Here is a 24,705-nt window from a genome sequence, read left to right as displayed (position 1 = left end):
CCGACGCCCTCGCGGGTGTGCGGCCGGCGGCATCCGTTCGTCGCGGCCGGGTCGCTGTTACGCGTCGGCCGCCACGAGGGTGAGCAGGCTCGCCTCGGGGCGGCAGGCGAAGCGCACGGGGGCGTAGATCGAGGTTCCGAGGCCCGCGGAGACGTTGAGGAACGCGGAGCGCAAGCCGTGGCGCCACAGGCTCAGGCCTTTCGCCTGACGGCGCGGGATGTCGCAGTTCGTGACGAGCGCGCCGTAGCCGGGCAGGCACACCTGGCCGCCGTGGGTGTGGCCGGCGAAGATGAGCTCCGCGCCGTGGTTGAGGAACGAGTTGAGCACCCGCTGGTAGGGGGCGTGGGCCACGCCGACCGTGAGGGTGGAGCGACGGGAGTCCGCGGCATCCTGAGCCGAGGTCGCCGAGTCGGGCCAGGTGTCGCCCTCGACGAGCAGCGGGTCGTTCTCGTGCAGCTCGTCGATGGCGGTCGTGAGCACCTCGAGCCTGTCGAAGTGGCGGTGCGGGTCGTCGACGCCGAAGAGCTCGAGGCGGGTGCCGCGCACGTCGATGGCCGCGGCCGCGTTGTTGAGGTTCGTCCAGCCGAGCTGCGCGAAGACGCCCTGCAGCCGCTCGATGTCGAGGGTCGCCGCTGCGCGGGACGTCTTCGACGGACCGGTGAAGTACTTGAGCGGGTTCTTCGGCGTCGGCCCGAAATAGTCGTTGGATCCGTTGACGAACACGCCCGGGATGCCGTCGAAGGGCTCGAGGGCGTAGGCGACGGCCTCGATCGCATCGGGGTGGCCGAGGTTGTCGCCGGTGTCGACGATGAAGTCGGGATGCTCGCCCGCGAGAGCGCGCACCCACTCCTGCTTCGCCTTCTGCCAGGGCGCCATGTGCAGATCGGAGAGGTGGAGCACCCGGATGGGCGCGGCCCCAGACGGCAGCACGGGCACGGTCGCGCGGCGCAGTGTGAACTGACGGCGTTCCCAGAGCGAGCCGTAGGCGAAGGCCGCCGCCCCCGCAGCCGCGACGGCTGCGAGGGCGACGGTGATGTTTCGTGCGGCCGTCACCGGAGGATCAGCAGTTCGGCTTCGCGATCGCGACCGTCACCGTGCTGGAACGGTTCGCGACCGCACCCACCTGCGGATTCGATGACTGCGGCTTGTTCACGTCGCCCGGGCTGCTCGCCACGACGCAGCTCTGGGCGATGTTGGTGAACCCGGCGTTCTGCAGGATGCCGCGGGCCCCGTTGAAGTCGTTGGCATCCGTGACATCGGGCACCGTGAGGCCTTGGCCGTTGCTCACGTTGATCGTGATGAGGGTGCCTCGGCTCGCGCCACCGGTCGGGGTGGTGCCCGCGACCTGGCCCTGAGGCAGATCGGAGTCGACCTGATCGCCGACGACCGCGCTGAATCCGGCGTTCTCGATGACGCTCGCGGCGTCCTCCGCGCTCATGCCGCGCACATCGGGGATGGTCACGGAGGTGGCCTGCAGTACCGAGGGGTCGGCGTCGGCGAAGGCGTCGCCGCCGTACTTGGGCAGGGCGACGTTCATAACGGCTGGCCAGATGGTGTGGCGGATGACGGCGGCCTGGTTGCCGTTGATGTAGGTGTCTCGCTGGTCGACGTGGCCGGTGACGTTGAAGAGACCGGTGACCGTTATGACTTTGTTGCTTCCGCCGCTCATCCAGGTGGCCTCGTTGTTGTCGCTTGTACCGGTCTTGCCGATGAGCGGCCAGCTGCCGTTGATGGCGCCTGCCGATGGGCCGCCTGTGCCGCCAGACGTCATAACCCGTTGCATGGCGTACTCCATGCCAGCCGCGATCTTCGGATCGACGGATTGCGTGCACGTCGATTGCGGGGCCGGGACCTCTGCGCCATCCGAGTCGAGGATCTTGTCGATCGCTACGGGTGTGCAGGTCATTCCGTTGTTCGCGATACCGCCGAAGGCTTCGGCCATCGTCAGCGGAGCGATCTCATTGGTGCCGAGCACGGCACTCGCGCCCTGCGCGAGTGGCTCGCCGTCGGCCCGATGAACTCCGAACGATTCAGCCGTCTTCCGGATCTCGCAGAGGTCGAGTTTTTGCGCCATGGCGATGAAGCCCGTGTTCTCGGACCTGTAAGTGTTGTAGAGGGCCGTCCAGAAGCCGCCGTTGCCGCCCTCGTCGTTCCTCGGGTTGAAATCGGAGTAGTACTGGGTGCCGAGGCAGCTGTCTGTGAAGTTCGTCCAGTTCTTGCGTCGGGCGTCCACCGTCTCGTTGAGGGCGTGGCCTTCTTTGAGCCACTCCGCGAGGGTGAAGACCTTGTAGGTCGATCCCGGCTGGAAGCCCGTCGAGCCGCCGTAAGCGAAGTCGGTGTTGTAGTTGATGCCGCTGTACTGCGGCCCCTGGGCCTGCACCTCGGGATCCTGGCTGTAGATCTTGTTCTGCGCCATGGCGAGAACACGCCCGGTGCCGGGCTGGATGGTCACGGCGACCGCGCCGACGTCGAAGCCGTCCATGGCCTGCGGAACGTTGTTGTTGATGGCCGTCTCGGCTGCGGCCTGCACGTCGAGGTCGAGCGAGGTGTAGATCTGCAGGCCACCGCGCTGCAGGGCGTCGTAGCCCAGGTTCGGGTCGTTCTGGATGATCTTCGTCACGTAGTCGCAGAAGTATCCGGACCCGCCGGCCGTCTGGCATCCGGTGCTCGGCTCGGTGATCGTCGGCTCGATGGGCGTCGCGATGGCCGCGTCGTACTGCTCCTGGGTGATCTTCTGGTATTTGAGCATCTGGTCGAGCACGTAGTCGCGCCGGATCTTCGTCTCGGCATAGCCGTCGGCGGCGCCGTTGACCTCGTTGTCGGGCCGGTCGATGCGCAGATTGTCGGGATTGTTGACGATCGCAACGAGCGTCGCCGCCTGCTGCAGGTTGAGGTCCTTCGCGCTCACGCCGAAGTAGTACTGCGCCGCTGCCTCGATGCCGTAGACGCGGCCGCCGAAGAGGGCGATGTTGAGGTAGCCGAGCAGGATCTGGTCTTTCGAGAACTCCTTCTCGACTCCGATCGCGAGACGCATCTCCTTGAGCTTGCGCTCAGGAGTCGTCTCGGTCGCCTCGTCGTAGGCCGCCTGCTCCTCCTCGGGGGTCGTCGCCTCGAGCACGCCCTTCTGCACGAGCACGTTCTTGACGTACTGCTGGGTGATCGACGACCCGCCCTGCACATCGCCGCCGAAGGCCGTCGTCAGAGCGCCACGCACGGTGCCCTGGATGTCGATGCCGCCGTGCTCGTAGAAACGCGGGTCCTCGGTCGCGACCGCACCGTCTTTCGCGAACTGGGACACGTTCTCCCACGGCACCTCGACGCGGTTCTGGTCATAGAAGGACGCGAGCAGGTACGGCGTGCCCTCGTTCGTCGTGGCGTAGATGTTCGACCGCTCCATGAGCTTGTCGGGCTGGAGGTAGCTGGGCAGGCCTTCGAAGATGCCGATGGTGCTGTTGGCGGCCATGCCGGTCACGGCGATCGCGGGGGTCACCGCGGCCACGACGAGCACACCGGCCACAGCGCTCACGCCGACGAAGCCGAGGAGGCCTCCGAGCGCGCCGCTAGCGGTACGTTTTTGGGCAGACATAGAATTGAGAGTAGGCGATAAAGCTGGCAAACCGCCGGAACCGAGCGCTGTCCCCGCAATACCATTCTCCGATTCGTGCCGACTGCGCGGGGCGGAGGTGGTCACGATTTGGAGTCTTCATGCCCTCTTGGGAGTACTTGACCACACCGCTCATGATCCACAATACGGCGGCGATCCTGAACAACTGGGGTTCGCAGGGCTGGGAGCTCGTGCAGGTCGTCACGGGCCCCGAGGGCGGACTCGTCGCCTACCTCAAGCGCCCGGTCGCCGGCTCCGACGTCTCCGGGGCGGGTGCCTGATGTCTACCGTCACCCAGCGTCTCGCCGAGCTCGGCATCGAGCTCCCCGCCGTGGTTCCGCCCGTCGCGGCCTACGTCCCGGCCGTCATCGAGGGCCCTCTCGTCTTCACCTCGGGCCAGCTGCCCATGGTGTCGGGCGCCCTCCCGGCCAGCGGCAAGGTCGGTGACGGGCACGGCCTGGTGCCGGCCGACGACGCGAAGGAGTACGCGCGGATCTGCGCACTCAACGCCCTCGCGGCCGCAGCGTCCGTGCTGGGGAACATCGACCGGGTGACCCGTGTCGTCAAGGTCACGGGCTTCGTCGCCTCCGACCCCTCCTTCACCGGCCAGCCGGGCGTCATCAACGGCGCCTCCGAGGTGCTCGGCGAGATCTTCGGCGAGGAGGGTCGTCACGCGCGCTCCGCCGTCGGCGTCGCCGTGCTTCCCCTCGACTCGCCCGTCGAGGTCGAGGTCATCCTCGCCTTCGAGTAGTGGCGTTGTAGGCACACGAATTTCCGATGCGGCCTATGTGCTATGTATAGCATTTTTTTAAAAAAACATGTCGTCATTTTTACCGACTGTGCAAATCAATACTCGGCCCTAGCTTGAGGTGAGGGCAAGGTGCTCTCTTTGCAAGAAAGGATCGATAAATGCGATGGAAAAAAATAGTGGCAACGGCTGCTGTGATGGGTGCTCTGAGTGCAGCGTTGTTCGGGGCATCTCCAGCGAACGCATCTGGAACAGTAGTTAAAGCGGGAGTCCCGACGCCCTATTGTCAAACCCACGTCTTCAACAACGCAGCGAACGATGGTGCCCTGCCCAACCAGACATTGTGGTGCCAGTTCCAGGACGGCCCTGCAGAAGCCCATGGGTACACCGGGCCGATCGACGGTGTTATGGGCGTCAACAGCTGGAAGGGCATGCAAACGTTCTTACAGAGTCATGGGTACACCGGTCCCATCGATGGCGTGCCGGGGACGAATACCTATCGTGCGATGCAGAAGTGGGCTGCTGATGCCGGTCACTATGGCGGCCCTCAGGACGGGGTTATGGGTGTTAATAGTTGGAACGGAGTTGCCCTGACGGTCAAGATTCAGTACTTTGGCCTCTAAAATCGGTGATTCCGAAACCAAGAGGAATCTTCTGGTCGGCGGCTAGGCCGAATGAAGACAAAGTCCCACAGGCCCGTGGAATTCCACGGGCCTGTGGGACTTTTACGTGCCGTGACCGGCTGGGCCTGCCGACGGGGCCGGACCGCTGGCTACTGCAGCCGGTCGGTGATGATCTGCATGACGGAGGTGTCGGCGAGGGTTGTCGTGTCGCCGACCTCGCGGCCCTCGGCGACGTCGCGCAGCAGGCGGCGCATGATCTTGCCGGAGCGGGTCTTCGGCAGCTCCGCGACGATGAAGATCTGCCGGGGTCGGGCGATGGCGCCGATCTGCTGGGCGACGTGGGCGCGCAACAGATCGCTCGCCTCGGCGGCGGACGCGACATCCGCTTGGCTGGCCTTCACGATGACGAAGGCGACGACGGCCTGGCCGGTCGTCTCGTCGGACGCGCCCACCACGGCGGCCTCGGCCACGTAGGGATGCGAGACGAGGGACGACTCGATCTCGGCCGTGGAGAGGCGGTGGCCCGAGACGTTCATCACGTCGTCGACGCGGCCCAGCAGCCAGATGTCGCCGTCGTCGTCGAGCCGGGCGCCGTCGCCGGCGAAGTACTTGTCGCCGAACTTCTGCCAATAGGTCTCGCGGTAGCGGTCGGGATCGCCCCAGATGCCGCGCAGCATGCTCGGCCACGGCTCGCTCACGACGAGCAGGCCGCCGTTGCCGGTGCCCACGTGCTGGCCGTCGTCGTCGACCACGTCGATGCGGATGCCGGGGATCGGAACCTGCGCCGAGCCGGGCTTGAGGCTCGTGACGCCCGGCAGAGCCGAGATCATGATCGCGCCGGTCTCGGTCTGCCACCAGGTGTCGACGATCGGGGCGGAGCCGCCGCCGATGACGTCGTGGTACCAGATCCAGGCCTCGGGGTTGATCGGCTCGCCGACCGAGCCGAGCACGCGCAGGCTCGTGAGGTCGAAGCCCTGCGGGATCTGCCGCCCGAGCTTCATGAACGAGCGGATGGCGGTGGGCGCCGTGTAGAAGATGCTCACCCCGTATTTCTCGATGATCTCCCACCAGCGGCCGGGGTGCGGGCTGTCGGGGGTGCCCTCGTAGAGCACCTGCGTCGCGCCGTTGGCGAGGGGGCCGTAGGCCACGTAGCTGTGGCCGGTGATCCAGCCGACGTCGGCCGTGCACCAGTAGACGTCGCTCTCCGGACGCAGGTCGAAGACGTTCTTGTGGGTGAAGGCCACCTGCGTGAGGTAGCCGCCGCTCGTGTGCAGGATGCCCTTGGGCTTGCCGGTCGTGCCGCTCGTGTAGAGGATGAAGAGCGGGTTCTCGGCGGGGAAGGCCTTCGCGACGTGATCGGCGTCGACGGCGGCGATCTCCTCGTGCCACCACAGGTCGCGGCCCTCGACCCAATCGACCGTGTTCTCGCCGCGCCGAACGACGAGCACGTTCCTGACGTTGTGGCCGGGCGACTCGAGCGCCGCGTCGACCGCGGGCTTCAGCGGCGAGACCTTGCCCTTGCGCCATCCGCCGTCTGCCGTGATCACGAGCTTCGCGTTGGCGTCGTCGATGCGGGCGCGCAGGCTCTCGGCGCTGAAGCCTCCGAAGACCACGGAATGCACGGCGCCCAGGCGGGCGACGGCGAGCATGGCGATGACCGCCTCGGGGATCATCGGCAGGTAGATCGCGACCCGGTCGCCGGTGCGGACTCCCAGGCTCGTGAGGAGGTTCGCGGCCTTCTTGACCTCGGCCGTCAGCTCGGCGTAGCTGATGCTGCGGCTGTCGCCGGGCTCGCCCTCCCAGTGGATGGCGATGCGGTCGCCGTTGCCGGCGAGCACGTGGCGGTCGAGGCAGTTGTAGGCGACGTTGAGCTCGCCGTCGTCGAACCACTTCGCGAACGGCGGGTTCGACCAGTCGAGGGTGCGCGTGAAAGGAGTGTGCCAGTGCAGCAGCTCGCGCGCCTGATCGGCCCAGAACTCGGCGCTGCCGGCTGCGGCCTGCGCATAGATCTGCGGGGATGCGACGGCGTTCGCCGCGAACTCCTCGCTCGGGGGGAAGCGACGCGATTCGTTGAGAAGGTGGTCGATCTGGGATGCCATCGGCGGGGTCCGCTCCTTTGCGATGTCGAAAACAGTTCGAGGCTACACCGAGAGGCCCCGCGGGCCGTCTGCGTGTCTCTCGCTGTGCGAAAAGAGTTTTCACCACCCCTTGTGTGGCCCCAGAGGGAGGGTGGTTTTCGGGGCGTCGCGACGCCTCCCGAGGCGGACTCGACCGCTGTGAGAACGGTCGGTCTGGGGCCTGACCGGGACCTTTTCCCGTGGGTGTGCGATGGGTGGCTGAGGGAAAGCCTCGGGCAACCCGTGTACCCCCTGTGAGTGTCGGTGTTTAGGGGGACAAAACGTTTTGCGAAAGCGATCGTTGTGCGTACACTTGCATACGGCCGAATGAAAGTTCTGGCATGCGGCGCACGTGATTCCCCCCAATCCCGCGCCGCTGTGGCGGCACCTGTTCCCCCCAATAGGTGCCGCCCCCTTCTTTTAAGCACGTGTCTTCCGGGCACGTGCCGCACGATCACAGGATGCCCCGCCGGTTGCCGGCGGGGCATCCTTCGTCTGCCGGTGCACGGCCCGCCCGCCGTTCGCGAGTCGCGGCAAACCGTCGCATCCGCGCGTCTATGCGACGGTTTGCCGCGACTCGCGGGTGACGTCTTCGGATGACAGGGGCAAGGCTCTGCCCCTCCACAAGAGCCGCGCGGGAGGGTTCTCCCCAGCGGCGCCCCGAGCCGGGGCGCGTGCGGCAGCCTGATCCTACGATCGGCGCATGCTTCCCGTTCCGGCATCCTTCAGCCCCGGCTCCGAGGCCGTTCCCTTTCGATCCGGTGTCCCTGCCGCAGTCGAGCCCGTCGCCCTCGTGGCCTCCTCCGCCCGCCACCGCGATGCGCCGCCGCGCTTCGTCGCGCGGAGGCCGGAGCTCACGCCGCCCGGCGGGAGCTTCGGGGCCGAGGGCGGCACGGTCGCGCCGGAACCCGCGCCGGAACCCGCGCTCGGCGGCATCCGTGCGAGTGGTGGGGGAGCGCTCACCGCGCCGGATCTCGAGCAGCTCGGCTCGCTCGCGCCGTTCGCCCTCGGGGCCACAGATGTCTTCGTCAACGGCGAGCACGGTCTGTGGGTCGACACCGGAGACGGTCTGGTTCGCGCCCCCGGCTTCGAGGCCGACGAGCCGTCGCTGAGAGAGCTCGCCGTTCGGCTCATCGCCCTCGGAGGCCGGCACATCGACGAGGCGGCCCCCTGTGTCGACGTGCGTCTGCGCGGCGGCATCCGTGTGCACGCCGTGCTGCCGCCGATCTCGACGGGCGGCACGCTGCTCTCGGTGCGCATCCCGAGCCCGCAGGCGTTCAGCCTTCGTGCCCTCGAGGAGTCGGGAATGCTCGGGCCGCCCCAGGCGGGCGTGGTGCGGGCGGCCGTGGCCGCGAGGCACAACCTGCTCATCACAGGTGCGGGCGGCAGTGGCAATACCACATGGCATCTCTGACTCCACTAGACACCGCGTCGGCGACCCGCGACAGCCCCATTTGAGCGTTTGGCGTCGAAAACTAAAGCAATGTGGTAGATTTTGGGCATCCGGATGAAGGGAGCCTATTGTGACGATCGACGAGGGGCGCGCGTGGGCGCTGCGAACGCTGGGAGCCGACGGTGTGCTGGTGCGAGAGCAGATCTCGTCCATCATCCGTGACTGCCACGAGAAGATGGCGAATGCGCAGGCGGAAGCCGAGATGAAGCACACCGGCGTGTACGGGCAGATCTGGCGGAAGTGCCTGGACGAGTTCGTCACTGTGCTCGGCCGCCTGCCCTCGGCCGAGATCGTTCCGCGTCGGGGCTACAAGCTGGTCTCGTTCAACGGGGTGATCCTGTTCCCGTGGCGGTTCGCACGGGAGCGGTCCACGGACATCGGGTCGCGCCCGTTCGCCGTGTCGGACACGCGGGTCTCCCTCTTCGGTGAGGAGCGTGAGTCGTCCCAGCAGCTGGACATCGAGTTCGAGCACCCCGAGTTGACCGAGGAAGAACGGGAGCTACTCGACACCGAGAGCAAGGCGCTAGAGGAGGCGCTGTCGACGCATTCCCGCGTGGTCGTCGTGCCGTACGCGAGCAACCCGTTCGCGCTCTACAGCGTCAACTGGGGCGAGGCGACCTTGGGTGGGGACGGGTATCTCACCTTTGCATCGATGGAGTCGCTGCTTGAGGTGGGCACGGGCTCGCTGGTGGATGTGGACCTGACGGACGAGTCGTTCTCCGACGGGCCGATCCCGCGCCCGGATCTGGGGGTGAAGGGCGACGAGGTGGACGGAGAGGCTGATGGACGACCGTGACACCCTGTTCTCGCTCCTCGGATCAGCCGACCGTCCCGATCTTGATGCCGTCGCTGATGCGTTCGATCCGGCCCGTCTGACACAGGCACGTTTCGCAGCCGGCCTGTCGAAGGCGAGACTGGCCGAGCTTGTCGGGGTCACGCCTGCGGCGATCGGTCAGTACGAGTCGCGGGTGGTTACGCCGCGTCGTGACTTGCTGCCGGTGCTCGCGCGTGAGCTCGATGTTCCCGTGGACTACTTCGCGACGGGTCGGCCGATCGGCCGTGTCGACGGTTCCGAGGCGCATTTCCGTAGCCTGCGCTCGACCACTGCACGGGATCGGTCCAAGGCGATCGCGTTCATTGAGCAGGTCTGGGAGCTGACGTTCGCGCTGGAGAAGAAGGTTCGGTTCCCCGAGGTCGACTTGCCCGCGGTGGATCGACAGCAAGCAGATCCCGTTTCCGCGGCGCGGGCGCTTCGCCAGCATTGGGGCCTGGGCGTGAAGCCGGTCAAGCATCTGGTGGCTTTGACGGAGTCGCATGGGATCGTCGTGAGCCTGCTGACGCTGGCGAATGCCGATGTGGCCCGGGTGGGTGCGTTTTCGACGTCTCGGTTGGCTCGCCCGGTCATCGTGGTGACGCCCGAGCGTGCGAAGTCGGTGTTCGTCTATCGGTTCACGGTTGCCCACGAGTTGGGGCACCTGCTGTTGCATGGCGAGGCTGTGCCGGGCGATCAGCAACAGGAGCGTGAAGCCGATCAGTTCGCTGCTGAGTTTCTGACGCCACGTTCCCAGATCGTGAACTTGCTGCCGCGGACGGTGAATCTTTCCCGGCTCGATGAGCTCTCGCGACATTGGGGTGTGTCGGTGGATTCGCTGCTGCTGCGGATGAAGGAGACCGGTACGGTCTCCGACGCCTCGATCCGTCGGGGCTATCAGAAGCTGAACCAGCTGCGCAGCTCCTCACTGGATGCCTCCGAGCCGGTGAACGCGTACCCGGGTGAGATGCCATCGATGTTGGCCGAGGCTGCCCGGCTTGCCGATCAAATCGGCTTCGCCCAGATCGACCTCGCCCGCGAGCTGCGCTGGCACCCGGCACGGGTGCGCGAAGTCCTGGGTGTCGACGATCCCCGGCCGACGTTGAAGCTTGTCACCGATCCTTCACCCGGATAGATCAGCGCGCGGCTCGAGCGGACTAGTGCCGTCGAGGTCGGGGAGTAGGGCGCAAATGACCGCTCTCCGGAAGGGCAGCGACGTCGCCCAACGGTGGTGAAACTCGGCGGTCGCGAGACGGAGAACCCGGGCTTGGCGGTGCGCGGCGAAGCCGATCCCGCCGACGGTCAACACCCGGTCGAGCGGATCACGCATGGTCAGGTAGCCGTTGTGGTCGAGGCGACCGGCGCCGAAGCTGATGGCGAACGAAGCGAGGTCCTCGCGGGCAGTTCGTATAGTCTGCAGCAGCTCTTCCGGGGGTGGCACATGAGGGCGCCACGCGTGGCTGAACTGCTCCACGGCCGCGATGGTGATCTGCTCATCCATCTGGCAGGCATCAAGAGTTGGGCCGGGACATCGGGCGAGCGCAGTGCGGCAGCTGTAGATCCGTCGCCCGAATCGGGTCACCCCAGCAACCAGCCGCCGACCGCACCCTCGGCAGCGCAGGATGCCGCCCAGGAGGGTGGTTGAGGAGCGGCTTGCATCGCGCGGCGGGAGGAGTAGTCCTAGCTGGACGAGCGTCGATTCATCGTCGGAGATGAGCTGGTCCCAGATGGCAACGATGAGGTTCGCGGTCGGGCGATGAAAGCGCCGGTGGTGGAGTCGGTCGCTGGTGAGGATCTCGCTGACGGTTGTCCCATTCCACTTTCCGCCTCGTGGGGCGGGCACACCGTCTCGGGTCAGTTCGTGGGCGATCGCGGTGGGGGAGAGCCCGATGAGGTAGTCGTCGACGATTTGCCGCACGATCCCGGCCTGGAACGGCTCGAGCGCGCCGTTGTGCTGGTAACCGTAGTGGCTTCCGCCGTGTAGCAGCCCGCGTCCGGCACGTTGCTGCTGGGCTCGGGCGACGCGAGCTCCCCGGTGGGCGGACTCGTAGTTCGCGAACGCGACGAGCTGCCGCGCGAACAGTCGCCCTTCGTGTCGGTTCAGGTCGAACGAGCCGCCCTGGACCGCCTCGATCCGCACTTGGCTGGTGTCGAGCAGATCGAGGAGCTGCTCGAGCTCGTTCGGGCGTCGGTAGAGCCGATCCAGATGCCACACGACCACCGTCGCCGGCGCAACCGCGATCCGCTGCAGCAGTTGCTGGTAGCCGGGGCGGGTTCGTTCTCCGTAGGCGGAGACCGCTTCGTCGACGAACTCGACGGTGCGGATGTAGCCGAGGCGGGCGGCGAGGGCGGTGCAATCGTCGCGCTGTTGCTGTATGGACGCGTGCTCGCTGGTGCGGTTGGCGGAGATTCGTAGGTAGATCAGGGCGGTGTCGGGCTGGATGGCAGGCTCCGGCGCCGCCGCGCACTCCTGGTCGCCACTCCGCTGTGGGGCATGAGGGTGCGCAGCGGCGCGAGGTCAGGACGCGTAGGTGATGCGGATTCGGGCAGGGTCGAAGCCGCGACCCGGGCGGCCGGGGGCGATGGTGAGCTTGCGGATCAGCGTCGTGATCACCGCGCGTCGATCGGCCACGTTCAGGCGCCGCCACCAGGATTCCAGCCCGGCAGGATCGCCGATCGGCACCGTTAGCAGCCCGACGGCGCCGGCCGCGGCGAGCTGCCGGTGCGCCGCCTGCAGCGCCTCCTCGGCTGCCCGTTGCCCGGACATACGTTCCCTTGGGGTGATGAGCCCCGCGGCGCTGTCCTGCTCAAGCAGTGCGATCCGCTGGTTGGTCTCCACGATCTGTTCCACCAGGGCACTGATCGGCGAGGTGTCGGAGGCAGGCCGGGGCCGCCCGAGCCGGTGGAGGATGCCCCTGGTGACCTCGTCGTCAAGCAATGGGGCGCTGATGCTCAGACCGCCCCGTTCCGGATGGGAAGGGTCCTTCTGGCAGACGTATCGGAGGGTTGGGTTCGCGCCGGGGGCGGATGTGTGGCCGGCGATTGTCAGGCCTGCACCGCACTTACCGCACCGTGCGATCCCGCCCAACAGGCTCGGCCGCGCCGTCGTGGTGCGCCGCCGGGCCGGGTCGGCGAGGATCGCACGAATCCGCGCCGTCTCTTCCGGGGTGATGATCCGCTCCCAATCACCAGGACCGAGGATTTCCCGCCCGCCGGCGGGATCCGCGCGGGTGCCGGGGGAGTACGCGCGCTGCCCGGAGATGCGCGCAGAGGCCAGCACGCTGCGCACCGTGTACGGGTGCCACAGCCCCGACGTGTCGCTCCCGGCGCGCAGCGGAGGGATCTGTGAGCGGTTCAGCCAGGCGGTGATCGATCGGATCGACTCGCCGGCGAGGAAGCGGTCGGCCATCTGCCGGATCACCGCGGCCTGCTCCGCGATGAGCACCCCGCCCGGCCCGTAGCCGTAGCGGGCCGGCCCGTGCCAGCGGCCCTGCTCCGCCAGTCGCTGGTTCGCGCGCTTGACCCGGTCGGACTTGTGCCCGGACTCGTAGGCGGCGATCGCGACGAGCTGCCTGGCCATCAGCCGGCCCTCGCTCGTGTTCAGATCGAACCCGCCGCCCTGCACCGACTCGATCCGCACCGGATGGTGCTCGACCAGGTCGATGAGGCCCTCCAGCTCGCGCGGCTGCCGGTAGAGGCGATCGACATGCCACACCACGATGTGGGTGACACCGCCCTCCACCTGCGCGATGAGGGCGTCATAGCCGGGGCGCCGGCCCCCGTCGAACGCCGAGACGTCGTTGTCGATGAATACCGGCGGATCATCGAAACCTAACCGCGCCGCCAAGGCCAGGCAGTCCTCCTGCTGGCGCAGCACCCCGGCACGCACCCCGGCGCGATCCTGCGAGATCCGTAGATACACCGCCGCAGCGGCCCGTTCGGCCCTGTCCAGGTTCAAGTCGTTCACGTGATCATGAGTCCGGTGCCCCGGTCTCCACCCCGATGACGATACTGCGGCCAGCGTCGAGAGCGTTTTGGACGACGGATACAAGGTCCTCGGTTGCCGTTCCGCGTGTCCCGATAAGTCCCGTGCTGACCAGCGCAGCGAAGGATGTGTTGCCCAGAGATCTCGCCTTGAGTGGTCCTTCTACGATGCGGGCGGCGCCTCTTTCGCCGTGCATGGACGCCATGAGCGATTGGACATAGTCGGTGGGCACGTAGCTGCCTGGCATCAGCTTGAGATCGTTTACGTCGAATGCCGCATTTCGGCGGCAGAACTTGAAGTAGGTGACGGGTGCGCCCAGCCGGTAGTTCAAGTGGTTCGACGAGTCGAATGCGGCCTGCTGATGGATCGACTCCACTGCAACGAGCCGCTGGCGCTCGAGTTCGAATTGTTGGTCGGGGTAGTAGACCCACTCGGCGGTGCGGTGCTCCATCATCTTGTACTGGACGAGCACGAACGATTCGTTCGAGTGGTTGTAGTAGATGAGATCGGCGCCGGTTGCCTTTTCGATCGGACCTTTGTTTGCGTTCACTACAGTCAGCGTCCGCTGCCCGCTATGAAAGGTCATCGCCGCTGCGTGCTCTGTCTCGAGGCCAACCCAGTCCAGGAAGTTCCGGGCGTCCTTATCGATCACTTGGTCTTCAAGCTGATGAGCATCCGCAAGCCGGGCGAGAAAGGGGGCCGAGGAGGTCTCCCGCGACATGTATCGCAGGCCCCCTCGAAGATTGGTGCTGCCTCCGAAAATCTCCGTGGCGACCATCACAGCGTCGCGTTCCTGGAGAAGTATGCGCCCTTCTGCAGCGCTTGGGGGCGTGAAGGGACGAACGGAATCAGACAAGAACCTCAGCCTCGCGCGGGTGGGCTCCGCGATTCGAAGAAGTCCGTCCCAAACCAGCTGCGAGGTTTTCGGCGACAGGAGTCGACCGTCGAGCCCCTCCTCGAAGACGCGCTTCTGGTCTGTCGTGAGATCGATCTCTGCGCGCAATTCCTCGACATCGAGCAAGAAGTCGAACATGATCAGCGGATCGAATGCATACCGTGTCTGCACGGTAGTGGCGCGACCCGCGGGTCGCATAACGCCGGCACCGACGATGTACACCCCAGGGGACGGGGCGGCGCCCCCGTCGGAGTACTCCATCGCATCGGAGTCAGCGAGCACGATGCATAGCCGCACGCTGCCGGCACCAGGAACTTCATCCCGACGCAGGGCGACGGTCATGCGTTCCGATAACTGAGCCCGTCGGTGGAACGCATCCAGCTCGGCGCCGTCCGCGACGCGATAAAGGACGACGTTCATGGCACCTCAGAGCTCAGGAAAGATCTCAGCCACGAGGTCGTGGGAGCGGCGAACGGAGGAAACGGTGACGACGATCGGAAAGGCCGGGGCAGTCACCGGGTGCGCAGCCATGTTCCTCAACTCTCGGGCAAACGTCAGCGTCTCAACCACATCGGACTCAGGGTCAGTCTCTCGTTGGAAACGTGCAATCAGTTGGCTATATGTGGTGTTCTTGCCCGCGGTGAAACGGTGACGAAGAGCGGCCTCGACAGCCTGCAAACTCTTCTCCATCGCGAGGGCCGCGAACTCGTAGTGGATAACACTCGTTTCGAGCAGGTCGACGGACAGTTGAAGGAGCGCGGCTACATTCGCGGGGGTACTCGTCGTGCGAGGGAAGGTCTGGGCGTGTACTGACACCGTCTCAGGGGTCATGAAGATCGGGCCAGACTCATTGCCGGTCACAACGATCGACGAGTGCGTGGATCGTTTGTCGAGAGCAAAGGTCCAGGCTGTCGGGTGCGGGCCGAATGTCATGGTGTCGCCAGCAGGTCGGTCTCAAGCGCGGCAAGGTCTTTCCGGGCCGTGGCGATGAACTTGAGCCCGCAGTCGAGGCAATAGTGAAAGCTATCGCGCTCGATCTTGATCACCAAGATGCGGTCGCCCTTGAGGAGGACGTGGCGCTTGTTCCCTTTGCAGTAGTGCTTTTTGCCCGCGACACCCGCAGTGAGCGATTTGAGCAGGGATCGTTGGCTACCCATGACGCAACTCCTCTTCCACGCTGTCGACGATCTTCGGCAGTTCGTTGATGAGATGGTCCAGGTCTGCGGCGGAGTACTCGCTGCGGGTGGTTGCGCCGCTGGGGACCGTCTTCTTGATCCGGAGGTCGATCGCGGACTTCACGACCTTGAAGTTCTCACGGGTCTTATCGAAGTCGCGGCCGGCGTGCTTGAGGCTGTGCTTGGCGAGGAGCTTGCCGACGGCGGTCTTCACGAGCTCGTCGAGAAGCGCCCGCTTCGCCTTGCGGGACGCCTGCTTGGTGGGGGTGATCCGCTGCAGGCGGTCGAACTGCTCACCCGTGCTGATGCCGGCGTCTTTCAGGACTGCGAGCGCCGCTGCGACCTTGGGGTCGGCGGTGAGCAGGGTGAGGCTCTCGAGCAGGACATCGTCTTGAGCGGTGATCACCGGAAGGCTGCCGCCTCCGCCGTTGCCTCCGGGGCCGGGTTCGCGGGTCGGGGTGGGTTCGATGAGGTCTTCGTCGATCAGGTTGGCGAAGAACGCCTGGTCGGCTTCGGCGAACTGCTGGAAGTCTGTCCAGACCCCGGTGATGTTGCCTCCGACATGGAAGACCACTACTCCGTCGTTGACGGGGTCAAAGGGATCCACGCCGGGGATGGTGCGCATGATGCGGCCGACGAACTGCATGAACGGGCCAAGGTTGCTGAAGATGCTGAACACCGCGGCGACGCTGAGGTACGGGTGATCGAAGCCTTCGCCGAGCTTCCGCACTTGCACGATGACGTCGAGCTCGTGGTTGTCGAGCTTTTCGTGGATGCGCTCGTTCGCCTTCTCCGCGAGCTGGCTATGGACGAAGTCGGCACGCATCCCCAGTTCGCGGTACTTCGCGACGACCTGCTTACAGTGCTCCATGTTGAGAGCGGAGGCGATGATCTTCAGGCGGGGCTGTCCGGTGGCCTCTCGCATCTCCTGGAGCTTGCGGATGGATGCTTCGGCGATCGTGGTGAGGGTGGCCTCGGAACTGACGATGCTGCGTCGGAAGCCGGCATCCTCCTCGCCGAGACGGCGCACCTCATCCAGAGAGACCTCGACCTCGGCGTCTCCCTCGTGGCGAACGTAGTGCAGCGTCGTCGGGTTCAGCCGGTATCCGTTGATGCGCTTGACGTACCCCTTCTCGACGGCCTTGGAGATCGGGTAGCTGTAGATGACCTCGCCGGTCATCACTTTTCCGTCTGCTCGAGCCGGGGTCGCGCTCACGTTCAGGATTCGCGCATCGGGGAACTTGCGTCGCAGCACGTCCCAGCTCTCGGCGACGTTGTGGTGGCCCTCGTCGAAGAGGATCAGGTCGAAGAAGTCGCTGGGGAGCTTCGCGAGCCACTTGTTGTTCTCGCGCTGCAGCTGCTGGATGTTCGTGACGACGATGTCGGCTTCCTCGAGGTCGCCGACGTTGCTCGAGGCGCCGCGGATCTCCGCGGGCTCAGGGAACGGCTCGCGGTCGAGGACCTTCCGCTTCGTGTAGAAATACTTCGGGTTGCTCGGTGTGAGGTCGCCAAGCAACTGGTCGGCGATCTTCAGGTTCGGCGCGACGAGCAGGGTGCGCCTCGACCTCGCGGCGAAGGGCGCGAGGGCGAGGAGTCCGGACTTGCCGCACCCCACTGGCAGGACGACCGACACCTCGCGGGCGTCGGCAGCTTGAAAGTCGTGGTTCTCGATCGCCTCATAGGCGAGGATCTGCGGCTCGCGCAGCTCGGGATTGCCGGCAACCGTGGGCTGCACGACGACGTACTGGTCGGTCTTCACTTACTGCTCCGAACATGATGCTGATGGGTTGTTGTTTATGCTGGGAGCGGGACCGCCCTCCAAGGCGGCCCCGCTTGGTTCACGCGAAGTCTCAGCCGCTCAGCTCTTCTTCTTGTGGACTACCGTCGTTCTCGGGTTGCGCTTCGCGTAGCTGAGCTTCACGAAGCGTCCCGAGACGGCGCTGCGCGCGTGGCCGCGTGACGCGGCCGGTCTTCCCTTGGGCATGTCTGTCACCCCCTTCCTTGAGGTCGTGCGAGGGGTCATCAACTGGCCTCGCTTATCCAGTCCGCAATGCCGATCCGGATCGCCGGCGGCAGCGTGCGAACGGTGAAGTCGGTGATCGACCAGGCGACCTGGTTGCGGCTTACCGATCGCAACCCCTCGATGGCGGCCATCGACATCTCTTCCGACTTGACGTCCTGCAGGACTGAGACCAGCACGTCCCGCACGTGCCAGCGGTTGTGGTCCGGGCCGAGGATGGCAAGGGCGGCGACCGCCATGCGCAGGATGCTGGAGTCGCCGGTGACATCGACGGCGCGGCGCATGAAGTTCGCGAGCACGTCGCAGTACTCGAACGAGAAGCCTGTGCGCTTGACGTAGTCGGTGAACCGCTCGAACAGACGACGGAACGCGCCACGGTCCCGGTTCCACAGGAACTCGATGGACGACGAGGTGCACCACGGCAGGACGCGGCTGAGCGCCTTCATGTCATCCTCGTCGGATTCGTCGAGAAGCGTGGCCCACTCGAGCATCTCGATCAGATCGGCCGGTGTCGTCGACGGGCTCAGCATCCGGTCGCGGAGTCGTTCAGCGGTCTGTTCGCGCGATTCCCAGGTCTCGTACTCCTGGTGAGTGCCGAGCGAACGCTCGAGCGCCTCGAGGAACTCGGCGACAGAACCGTACCGGCTGGCAGGGTTGTTTGCGGTGGCGCGCTCGACGACGGGTCGCAGGGGCCCTGCTGCCATCTCGGTATTCACCGGGTACTCCTGGGTCACGAGTTCCTGCAGGATCTTGCCGAGACTGTAGACGTCCGAGCGGTGATCGGCGCTGCGCGCTCGCGCCCACTGCTCGGGGGCTGCGTACACCCAGGAGCCCATGCCTGCCCGGAGCGTCGATGTCAGAGGCGTGGTGCCCCGCTCGGCCTCGACCGCCAGCCCGAAGTCGGAGACGGCCCATTCGCCGCTCTCGAGACGGAGCACGTTCGCCGGCTTCAGATCACGGTGGTAGACGCCGTTGCTGTGGATGTATGTGAGTCCGGCGCAGATCTGGCGCATGATGTCCACGATCAGTGGCGGGTTGCCGTCGACCTTCTCGATGAAGTCCGCCAGGCTGCCCTGCGCCAACGGCATCGCGTACCAGACGTCCTGCTCGTCTGTCTCGCCCTGCGCGATCACGGAGATCACGTTGGGATGGGTAAGCCCTTCCAGCAGCCGCAGTTCTCGCTTGAAGCGGCTGATCGCCTCCGGGTCCACGGTTGCCGTGTCCCGCAGGACCTTGACCGCAACGAGGTTCCCGGTCTTCCGGTCGGTCGCGCGGAAGACGTCGGCGAATCCGCCGCTTCCGATTGCCGGAAGTTCGAGGATGAACCGCCCGCCCAGGGTCCTGACGGTGAGGTCGGACTTCGGGCGTCCGGCCTTCCTCTGACGCAGGCCGGATCCGTTCCAGGCCTTGACCACGTCCAGATCCCAGATCGGGCCCTGAGCGATCTCCCCGACCGCATCCGGGAAGTCGGGTCGCTGTCGCAGCGCAGCGATCCGCTGGGGCGTCACTCCCAGTTCTTCCGCCACTTCGCTCAGCCCGCCGAGCCTCATGAGCCGCTCCCGCAGCCCTCGAAATTGTTGTCCATAGAACAAGTATACCACGGAAATGGTTTGACGTGTCTCAACTATTATGTATCCCCGACGGTGGGATGACAGCGAACGCGACATGGGCCTCGGCATCGGTTGTGGTGGGGGAGTCGGTCGCGTCACGATGTTTTCTATGAGTGAGCCGGAGTCGAAAGGCCCAGTGGTGGCCGCGGTCGTGGGGACGCTGTTGCCCGGCGACGTGGGCAAGCCGTTCACCGACGCTGACCGGATACGAGCGATGGTCTCGCACGACTGGCAGATGCTGGGTGCTCAGTACGAGTGGGCAGAAATACACGGCGTGAGCAAGGGACTGCCTCACGGCTACTTCGCGGATCTGTTGGGCCGTGCGGCCGCCGCCGGTGAGCAGCTTGGACTCGCGTTCGCTGCGCTCCGTGATGCTGAGGTTTGGCGCGATACCGCTACAGAGCCCGCGACCGCAAACCATCGCAATATCGCCGGCCGTGCAGTCGCCGAAGCATCCGGGCTGTGGGCTGTGAGTGCCGGCCATGCCGTAGTGAACGTGGTGGCTCGCGTCGTCCGCATCCACAGCAAAGCTGCGGGTCTCGACGTGAAGCTTAGCTGGACCGGCCTCCCGGCGCCGTTCGATTCCGGACGACTCGCAAACCTCTCCCTCAATCCGGAGACAGTGAAGTACATCCTGGCGGCTGCCCGGCAGACGGGAAAGGTCGCGCTGGCGGATCTCGTCGAGCCGCTGGACGATCTCGTGAAAAGCGCAGCTTGGGCTGCGCTGGCAGCCCGGCGAGACGCGGGATATCACCGCCTGCGACCCCAGAGCATCGAAGGCGGGGTGCCGTCTGTAAACCCGTGGGCGACCGACCAGGCCGCGGGAACGCTGACCCTGAGCGTGTCGACGTTCTCGGACTACGTACCGCCCGTGCTCGAAGAGGTGGTGACCGAGACGCACGCCGGCTATGAAGCACTCTCGTCGGCAATGCGCGACGTGCACGACCGTCTGCCCGAGGCGCTGCGAGCCGCGGGCGTCCCCATCTACCGCACGCCCTGACGATCGCTGTGTGTGCGAGGAAGGCGTGAGGCTGGTGTCCAGAAGGGAAGAAGAACACGCGAGGCTGATGCTGTCGGATGAGCTCGGTGTGGAGTTTCGACTGTATGACGACGGCTCCAAGTCGAACATGCCCGACCTGCTATCCGAGGACGGGAAACACGTCGCGGAAGTGATCACGACCACACCGTCTGCCATTCGCGAAGCAGAACAACGCCTCGCTCCGACGGCGGAGCCGACACTGCCGCACTGCGTGTGGGTGATGATCCCGTACATGATCTTGGGAGGCGCAACTAGAGACGTGCGCAGCAAGATCAGGGCGGATGTCCTTCGGTGGACTGTCGAAGCCGGCTGCGAATATCACTGGTCATCTCGCGACGAGCGACTGTTGCTCCCGGGGGTAGATCCTGTCCCGATCCTCGGACTCGCGGTCTACGACGACGGTGTCCAAGTGATGTGTGCTCAGCGCTGCCAGCATCCGCACACGGAGCCTCATCAGATCAGGTGGTCTGTTACGCATGCACCGTCGCCCGATGATCCATGGGCGTTGATTCGACAGTCATTGCACATCGTCGATAAGGAGCAGCGAGGGGGAGTGCGAGCCATAGGTGAAAAGCTGGACGGGTACCCGAATAAGCACCTCGTGATGTACCCATTCGGTCCGCCCGGGAACCTGACGGCAGCGTTCAGCCGTTACTCGCCCCCGCCCAATCCGCGCGACCTGATGCCCCCGCAACTGAATCCGCCCCTTGTGGACGTTCATCTTTGGCTCATGTATCGGTACGAGGACCGCGACGTCACAGAGGGACTACACGTCTGCAGTGGCCTCTGGGCGAGGTTCGGAACCAGCCTTCCCAAGCTCCCGCTCCGGCAGCTCCATTACAGGGATGGCTGAGAATCCAGGCGATTCTCCGGCCATCTCTAGGAGCGGGTAAGTCCCGATCAGAGGCTACTTAAGCGGAGAAAATGTAGGGGGTATTGCAGCGAATACCACATGGAATCTCTGACCCAGGTAGTTGCGGGCGCTCTGAGCAACAGCCAGGTCGTCCGCAGAGGCCAGAACTCGGCTGCGGCTGTGCGACGTCGCGTGGGCCGATCCGCGCACCTGCTCTGAGGACGGTCGCTTCCCACCGTCCTTTGCAGAGTCAGGAGGACGGCCCATGTCAATGTCGATCGCATCCCCACCCGAGCCCCCAGGTGTGCATCCGCCCGGCGCGGTGATCCGTCGTCTCGCTGCGGTCCTCGTCGCGCTACTCGTGCTGGCTGGGACGGTCGTGCTCGGTGCGGTGCCGGCTCACGCGGGCAGCCTGGGGACGGGCTACTACGGTGACTCGGGTTTCCTGGGGGCGTACAACACGGACGTCGACGGCAGGCAGGGGTACTGCATCGACCTCGGCGCGAACTCCCCGTTCGATCCCACATCGGGGCCGCAGACGGTGACCTCCCTGGACTCGCTCTCGCGTCAGCAGCTCGCGGAGCTGAACTACGTGCTGGACAGGTGGGGGCAGTCCGGCGACCCGAATCTCACGGCGGCGGTCGCGCTGTATGTGTGGTCGGTCGCCGATCCGGGCGTCTACAACAGCCACGGGATGTCCGGCGATGACTACTACGTGGCCCGCGCGCCTGTCGGCGTGCGCGGCACGATCCTGGCGAACCTCGCCGTCATGCGGCAGGAGGCCGCCGTCAACGCGGTCACCGATCCGTCGCTGTCGGTGAGCATCGCCATGTCGGACCAGTACGCCGGCACGGTGACGGTCGCCGCTCATCCCGCGTCGCTGCAGGGCGGGGCGGCGCTGACGGGCGCGGTGTTCGTCGACGGGTCGTCGTCGCGCACGCTCGGCGTCGGGCAGTACGGCATCACGGGCACCCCGGCCGACGGGGTGCCGTCGTACCGGATCGAGGCGAGCATGAGCGTCGCCGCGGCCGGCTACGGGGCGCAGGTCGACCTCTACACGACACCGGGCGCGCAGCGCCTCATCGCCGCCGTCGCCGGTTCTTCGACCGGGCTGTCGGTCCAGGCGCAGACGCCGATGATCGACCTGGACTTCCAGCCGCAGATCGCCACGCAGGTGTCCTCTCGCTACGTCGCCGAGGGCGACGCCTTCACCGACCAGCTCTTCGTGACGCTCTCCAAGGGGACGTGGATCAGGCTCGACGGCGTGCCGATTCCGATCACCGCGACCGGCACGCTGTTCGGCCCGTTCGACGAGCAGCCCGCCGAGGCCGACGCGGCGCCTGCTGGCGCGCCGGTGGCCGGGCAGGAGACGGTCACGCTGACCGGCGCGGGCTCGTACACCTCGCCGGGCACGGTCGTCGCGGCCGAGTCCGGCTTCTACACCTGGGTCTGGACGATCGACAAGGCGGCACAGGGTGTGAACGGCCGGTATCTGACCGACTCGTTCGCGGATCGCTTCGGGCAGATGCCGGAGAGCAGCGTCGTGCCGTTCCAGCCGGTCGCCATGTCGGAGGCGGATCAGCACCTCGCCGTGCCCGGTGACGCGCTGACCGACACGATCACGGTGTCCAGCGCGAACGGCGCGTGGCTCAAGCGCGACGGGGCGTTCATCCCCGTCGTGTTCGAGGGAACCGCTTATCAGGTGCCGGGCACCCTGCCGCCGACGCAGGCCGTCCTCGCCGAGACGGGCGCGGTGCCGCTTGGCACGGTGACGATCACGGCCGACGGTCCCGGCGTTTACACCTCGCCGGAGGTCGTGGCACCGCAGGGCGGATTCGTGACCTGGGTGTGGCGGGCGCACAAGGCGACACAGCCGGAGTGGGTGCGTGACTACCTCGCGGCGGACTGGACCGACGAGTACGGCATCACGGTCGAGACGACCTCGGTGCGCTGGCCCATCGTGACGACCTCGCTGATGCGCGAGTACAACGTCCATCCGGGCGGCAGGGCGTTCGACACGGTGACGGTCACGGGCTTCCCCGCCAACCACGGGCAGTTCGCGGGCGACGGGTACTGGCAGGCCGACAACGACGAGGTGACCCACACGGTCTATGGGCCGTTCGCCACGGATGCCGTGCTTACGGACGACCTCGACCTGTCCGACGCGCCCTTGCTGACTTCGATCACGACCCCGGCGCGCAACGGCGTCTACCGGCTCGGCTACACCGATGCCGACCGGATCGAGCCGTCTGAGCCCGGCTTCTACGTGCTGGTCACGACCTTCGACGGCGACGACCGAGTGCAGCCGTATCGCTCGTCGCCGGCCGACGTGCTCGAGAGGTTCTTCGTCCCGCCGACGCCGGAGGTCGAGCTGCCCGTCACGGTCATCACCCAGGCGACGGCGACCGCGCGGGTGGGCGAGCCGTTCGCGGACACCGCCCTGGTGCAGGGCACGATCCCCGAGGGGGCGTATCTCCAGTTCCGCGCCTACGGCCCCGAGCCGGCCGACGCGGAGCCGAACTGCACGAGCGCGTTCTACCAGAGCGAGCAGATCGCGGTCACCCAGCCCGGCGTCTACGCCTCGGGCCAGACCACGACCGACCAGCCCGGCAACGTGTACTGGATCGAGACGCTCTACGACGCGGACGGGACGATCCTCGTCGAGGGCACCTGCGGGGCGCCCGGCGAGACGACCGTCATCACCGAGCAGCCCGAGCAGCTGACGGTCACGACACAGGCCGTTGCCGAGGTCACCCTCGGCGAGCCCGCGCATGACCTCGCCCGTGTCAGCGGGACGGTCCCGGACGGTTCGACGCTCGTGTTCGAGGCATACCGGCAGGACGGGGAGACCGCGACCTGCACGGACGCCGAGCTCGCGTTCCGCAGCGACCCGATCGCCCTCGACGGTCCAGGCGACTACACCTCCGAGGCTGTCGTCTTCGAGCAGGCCGGCACGTACTACTGGATCGAGACGCTGTTCGACGCGAACGGCGATGAGATCCACCGTGGGCTGTGCGGAGCGCCCGACGAGACCACAACCGTCGTCTCCGTGCCGACCGTCCCGAAGACCCCGGAGCTGCCGCCGTCGCTGGCGCTGACCGGCGCTGGGGATTGGATGTTCCCGTTCGGGATCGCCGGCGGCATCTTCGCCTTGGCCGGCATCCTCACACTGTGGTTCGGCCGACGCCTGGCGATCTACCGCGAGCGTCACGGTTACGTGCGAGAGGAGGACGAAGACTTCTTGGCGCTGTTTGACGAGCAGAGCTGACCCGAATCACTGTCGCGTCCAGCGTCGGAGTGGGACTCGTGCAGTCGAGACCGAAGCGCCAAACGCCTCGGGAGCGTTCAGCCGCCGATGCCGAGATGCTTACCGAGTTCGGCGTACAGCTCCAGCACTCGACCGGCGTCGATTTCATAGCGCGTGCGCTGGCCGCGTCGGGCTTGTTCAGGGGGTGGGTCAGGTATGACGACGCCTAGGGCTGTGAGCCCGGTGAGATGGAACTGCACGGTCTTGGGCACTAGGCCGAGGGCGGTGGCGAGCTGTCCGCGGGTGGCGGGGCCATGCTCGTGGATGTAGCCGATGATGGCGACCCGGACGCCGTAGCCGAACGCGCTCACGGCGTCACCGACCGCAGGAGGCAGGTCGGGGCGAACGTGTTCAGGCACCCGTCCATTCTGCCGGAGTCGCCTTGTCGTCTCACCTCGCCCACAAGGGGATAATACCGTTATCCACTAGGCGAGGGGTTGCCCAGAGATGGGTGGGAGCGTCCTG

Annotated in this window: 21 protein-coding genes; 9 read left to right on the top strand and 12 right to left on the bottom strand. The window is 66.3% G+C overall.

Going from position 1 to position 24,705, the window contains the following annotated elements; translation table 11 throughout:
- Positions 1-57: 57 nt before the first annotated feature.
- Positions 58-1,053, bottom strand: coding sequence for a metallophosphoesterase (locus CLV54_RS14170; protein ID WP_100345644.1), 996 nt, complete (start codon positions 1,051-1,053; stop codon positions 58-60).
- A gap of 7 nt (positions 1,054-1,060) precedes the next feature.
- On the bottom strand, positions 1,061-3,586 hold the full coding sequence (locus tag CLV54_RS14165; protein ID WP_100345643.1) for a transglycosylase domain-containing protein: 2,526 nt from the start codon (positions 3,584-3,586) through the stop codon (positions 1,061-1,063).
- Positions 3,587-3,705: 119 nt separating this feature from the next.
- Between CLV54_RS14165 and sp36 the strand changes: the two genes are divergently transcribed.
- From sp36 to CLV54_RS17580, 3 genes are all read left to right on the top strand, one after another.
- Positions 3,706-3,885, top strand: coding sequence for a Sp36 family protein (gene sp36, locus CLV54_RS14160; RefSeq protein ID WP_100345642.1), 180 nt, complete (start codon positions 3,706-3,708; stop codon positions 3,883-3,885).
- Complete coding sequence (locus tag CLV54_RS14155) at positions 3,885-4,355, top strand: RidA family protein (protein WP_100345641.1); 471 nt, start codon at positions 3,885-3,887, stop codon at positions 4,353-4,355. Before sp36 ends, CLV54_RS14155 begins: the two co-directional genes overlap by 1 nt.
- Positions 4,356-4,513: 158 nt before the next feature.
- Positions 4,514-4,975 (top strand): hypothetical protein, encoded by a 462-nt coding sequence (locus tag CLV54_RS17580; RefSeq protein WP_157802985.1) that lies wholly within the window; start codon positions 4,514-4,516, stop codon positions 4,973-4,975.
- Positions 4,976-5,124: 149 nt separating this feature from the next.
- On the opposite strand, the gene acs is transcribed toward CLV54_RS17580, so the two are convergent.
- Positions 5,125-7,074: an acetate--CoA ligase gene (acs, locus tag CLV54_RS14145; RefSeq protein ID WP_100345639.1), complete on the bottom strand. Its 1,950-nt coding sequence runs from the start codon at positions 7,072-7,074 to the stop codon at positions 5,125-5,127.
- Between the two features lie 721 nt (positions 7,075-7,795).
- Between acs and CLV54_RS14140 the strand changes: the two genes are divergently transcribed.
- From CLV54_RS14140 to CLV54_RS14130, 3 genes are all read left to right on the top strand, one after another.
- Positions 7,796-8,506, top strand: a complete 711-nt coding sequence (locus CLV54_RS14140; protein ID WP_100345638.1) for an ATPase, T2SS/T4P/T4SS family — start codon at positions 7,796-7,798, stop codon at positions 8,504-8,506.
- A gap of 109 nt (positions 8,507-8,615) precedes the next feature.
- The gene (locus CLV54_RS14135) at positions 8,616-9,341 is read left to right on the top strand and encodes a hypothetical protein (RefSeq protein ID WP_100345637.1); all 726 of its coding nucleotides are present in this window, start codon (positions 8,616-8,618) and stop codon (positions 9,339-9,341) included.
- Positions 9,328-10,491 (top strand): helix-turn-helix domain-containing protein, encoded by a 1,164-nt coding sequence (locus CLV54_RS14130; RefSeq protein WP_100345636.1) that lies wholly within the window; start codon positions 9,328-9,330, stop codon positions 10,489-10,491. Before CLV54_RS14135 ends, CLV54_RS14130 begins: the two co-directional genes overlap by 14 nt.
- Here CLV54_RS14130 and CLV54_RS14125 read toward each other — a convergent pair.
- The 8 genes from CLV54_RS14125 to CLV54_RS14095 form a co-directional block, all read right to left on the bottom strand.
- Complete coding sequence (locus CLV54_RS14125; RefSeq protein WP_245861771.1) at positions 10,480-11,733, bottom strand: recombinase family protein; 1,254 nt, start codon at positions 11,731-11,733, stop codon at positions 10,480-10,482. The two genes, CLV54_RS14130 and CLV54_RS14125, sit on opposite strands and share 12 nt — an antisense overlap.
- A 141-nt stretch (positions 11,734-11,874) precedes the next feature.
- Positions 11,875-13,323: a recombinase family protein gene (locus CLV54_RS14120; protein WP_157802982.1), complete on the bottom strand. Its 1,449-nt coding sequence runs from the start codon at positions 13,321-13,323 to the stop codon at positions 11,875-11,877.
- A 4-nt stretch (positions 13,324-13,327) separates the two neighbouring features.
- Positions 13,328-14,656 carry a hypothetical protein gene (locus CLV54_RS14115; RefSeq protein WP_100345633.1) on the bottom strand — a complete coding sequence of 443 codons (1,329 nt, stop codon included), beginning with the start codon at positions 14,654-14,656 and terminating at the stop codon, positions 13,328-13,330.
- Positions 14,657-14,662: 6 nt separating this feature from the next.
- Complete coding sequence (locus CLV54_RS14110; protein WP_157802981.1) at positions 14,663-15,169, bottom strand: hypothetical protein; 507 nt, start codon at positions 15,167-15,169, stop codon at positions 14,663-14,665.
- Complete coding sequence (locus tag CLV54_RS14105) at positions 15,166-15,393, bottom strand: hypothetical protein (RefSeq protein WP_100345631.1); 228 nt, start codon at positions 15,391-15,393, stop codon at positions 15,166-15,168. Before CLV54_RS14105 ends, CLV54_RS14110 begins: the two co-directional genes overlap by 4 nt.
- Entirely contained in the window at positions 15,386-17,170 is a 1,785-nt protein-coding gene (locus CLV54_RS14100; RefSeq protein WP_100345630.1) for a DEAD/DEAH box helicase, read from the bottom strand. The genes CLV54_RS14105 and CLV54_RS14100 overlap by 8 nt, the downstream gene beginning before the upstream one ends.
- A gap of 99 nt (positions 17,171-17,269) precedes the next feature.
- A complete protein-coding gene (locus tag CLV54_RS18150) occupies positions 17,270-17,395 on the bottom strand; it encodes a hypothetical protein (protein ID WP_259978500.1) in 126 nt (41 codons plus the stop codon).
- 38 nt (positions 17,396-17,433) lie between these two features.
- Positions 17,434-18,981 carry a serine/threonine-protein kinase gene (locus CLV54_RS14095; RefSeq protein WP_100345629.1) on the bottom strand — a complete coding sequence of 516 codons (1,548 nt, stop codon included), beginning with the start codon at positions 18,979-18,981 and terminating at the stop codon, positions 17,434-17,436.
- A gap of 169 nt (positions 18,982-19,150) precedes the next feature.
- On the opposite strand from CLV54_RS14095, the gene CLV54_RS14090 reads away from it, so the two are divergent.
- The 3 genes from CLV54_RS14090 (at position 19,151) to CLV54_RS14080 (ending at position 24,201) form a co-directional block, all read left to right on the top strand.
- A complete protein-coding gene (locus CLV54_RS14090; RefSeq protein ID WP_157802980.1) occupies positions 19,151-20,041 on the top strand; it encodes a hypothetical protein in 891 nt (296 codons plus the stop codon).
- 34 nt (positions 20,042-20,075) lie between these two features.
- Entirely contained in the window at positions 20,076-20,933 is an 858-nt protein-coding gene (locus CLV54_RS14085; protein ID WP_157802979.1) for a hypothetical protein, read from the top strand.
- Between the two features lie 265 nt (positions 20,934-21,198).
- On the top strand, positions 21,199-24,201 hold the full coding sequence (locus CLV54_RS14080; protein ID WP_150447118.1) for an RHS repeat domain-containing protein: 3,003 nt from the start codon (positions 21,199-21,201) through the stop codon (positions 24,199-24,201).
- Between the two features lie 77 nt (positions 24,202-24,278).
- Here the strand turns inward: CLV54_RS14080 and CLV54_RS14075 are convergent, their stop codons facing one another.
- On the bottom strand, positions 24,279-24,599 hold the full coding sequence (locus CLV54_RS14075; protein WP_150447119.1) for a helix-turn-helix domain-containing protein: 321 nt from the start codon (positions 24,597-24,599) through the stop codon (positions 24,279-24,281).
- Positions 24,600-24,705: the final 106 nt, after the last annotated feature.

Origin of the sequence: Compostimonas suwonensis, assembly GCF_002797855.1 — a bacterium.
GTDB lineage: Bacteria > Actinomycetota > Actinomycetes > Actinomycetales > Microbacteriaceae > Compostimonas > Compostimonas suwonensis.
The sequence above is the reverse complement of the archived record's forward strand: the minus strand, read 5'-3'. Positions and strand labels throughout refer to the sequence as shown.

What these genes read in the sequence shown, in the direction of transcription:
- CLV54_RS14165 (WP_100345643.1), bottom strand. Translation starts at nt 3,586, where the DNA reads ATGTCTGCCCAAAAACGTACCGCTAGCGGCGCGCTCGGAGGCCTCCTC.
- sp36 (WP_100345642.1), top strand. Translation starts at nt 3,706, where the DNA reads ATGCCCTCTTGGGAGTACTTGACCACACCGCTCATGATCCACAATACG.
- CLV54_RS14155 (WP_100345641.1), top strand. Translation starts at nt 3,885, where the DNA reads ATGTCTACCGTCACCCAGCGTCTCGCCGAGCTCGGCATCGAGCTCCCC.
- CLV54_RS17580 (WP_157802985.1), top strand. Translation starts at nt 4,514, where the DNA reads ATGCGATGGAAAAAAATAGTGGCAACGGCTGCTGTGATGGGTGCTCTG.
- acs (WP_100345639.1), bottom strand. Translation starts at nt 7,074, where the DNA reads ATGGCATCCCAGATCGACCACCTTCTCAACGAATCGCGTCGCTTCCCC.
- CLV54_RS14140 (WP_100345638.1), top strand. Translation starts at nt 7,796, where the DNA reads ATGCTTCCCGTTCCGGCATCCTTCAGCCCCGGCTCCGAGGCCGTTCCC.
- CLV54_RS14130 (WP_100345636.1), top strand. Translation starts at nt 9,328, where the DNA reads ATGGACGACCGTGACACCCTGTTCTCGCTCCTCGGATCAGCCGACCGT.
- CLV54_RS14115 (WP_100345633.1), bottom strand. Translation starts at nt 14,656, where the DNA reads ATGAACGTCGTCCTTTATCGCGTCGCGGACGGCGCCGAGCTGGATGCG.
- CLV54_RS14110 (WP_157802981.1), bottom strand. Translation starts at nt 15,169, where the DNA reads ATGACATTCGGCCCGCACCCGACAGCCTGGACCTTTGCTCTCGACAAA.
- CLV54_RS14105 (WP_100345631.1), bottom strand. Translation starts at nt 15,393, where the DNA reads ATGGGTAGCCAACGATCCCTGCTCAAATCGCTCACTGCGGGTGTCGCG.
- CLV54_RS18150 (WP_259978500.1), bottom strand. Translation starts at nt 17,395, where the DNA reads ATGCCCAAGGGAAGACCGGCCGCGTCACGCGGCCACGCGCGCAGCGCC.
- CLV54_RS14095 (WP_100345629.1), bottom strand. Translation starts at nt 18,981, where the DNA reads ATGAGGCTCGGCGGGCTGAGCGAAGTGGCGGAAGAACTGGGAGTGACG.
- CLV54_RS14090 (WP_157802980.1), top strand. Translation starts at nt 19,151, where the DNA reads ATGAGTGAGCCGGAGTCGAAAGGCCCAGTGGTGGCCGCGGTCGTGGGG.
- CLV54_RS14080 (WP_150447118.1), top strand. Translation starts at nt 21,199, where the DNA reads ATGTCAATGTCGATCGCATCCCCACCCGAGCCCCCAGGTGTGCATCCG.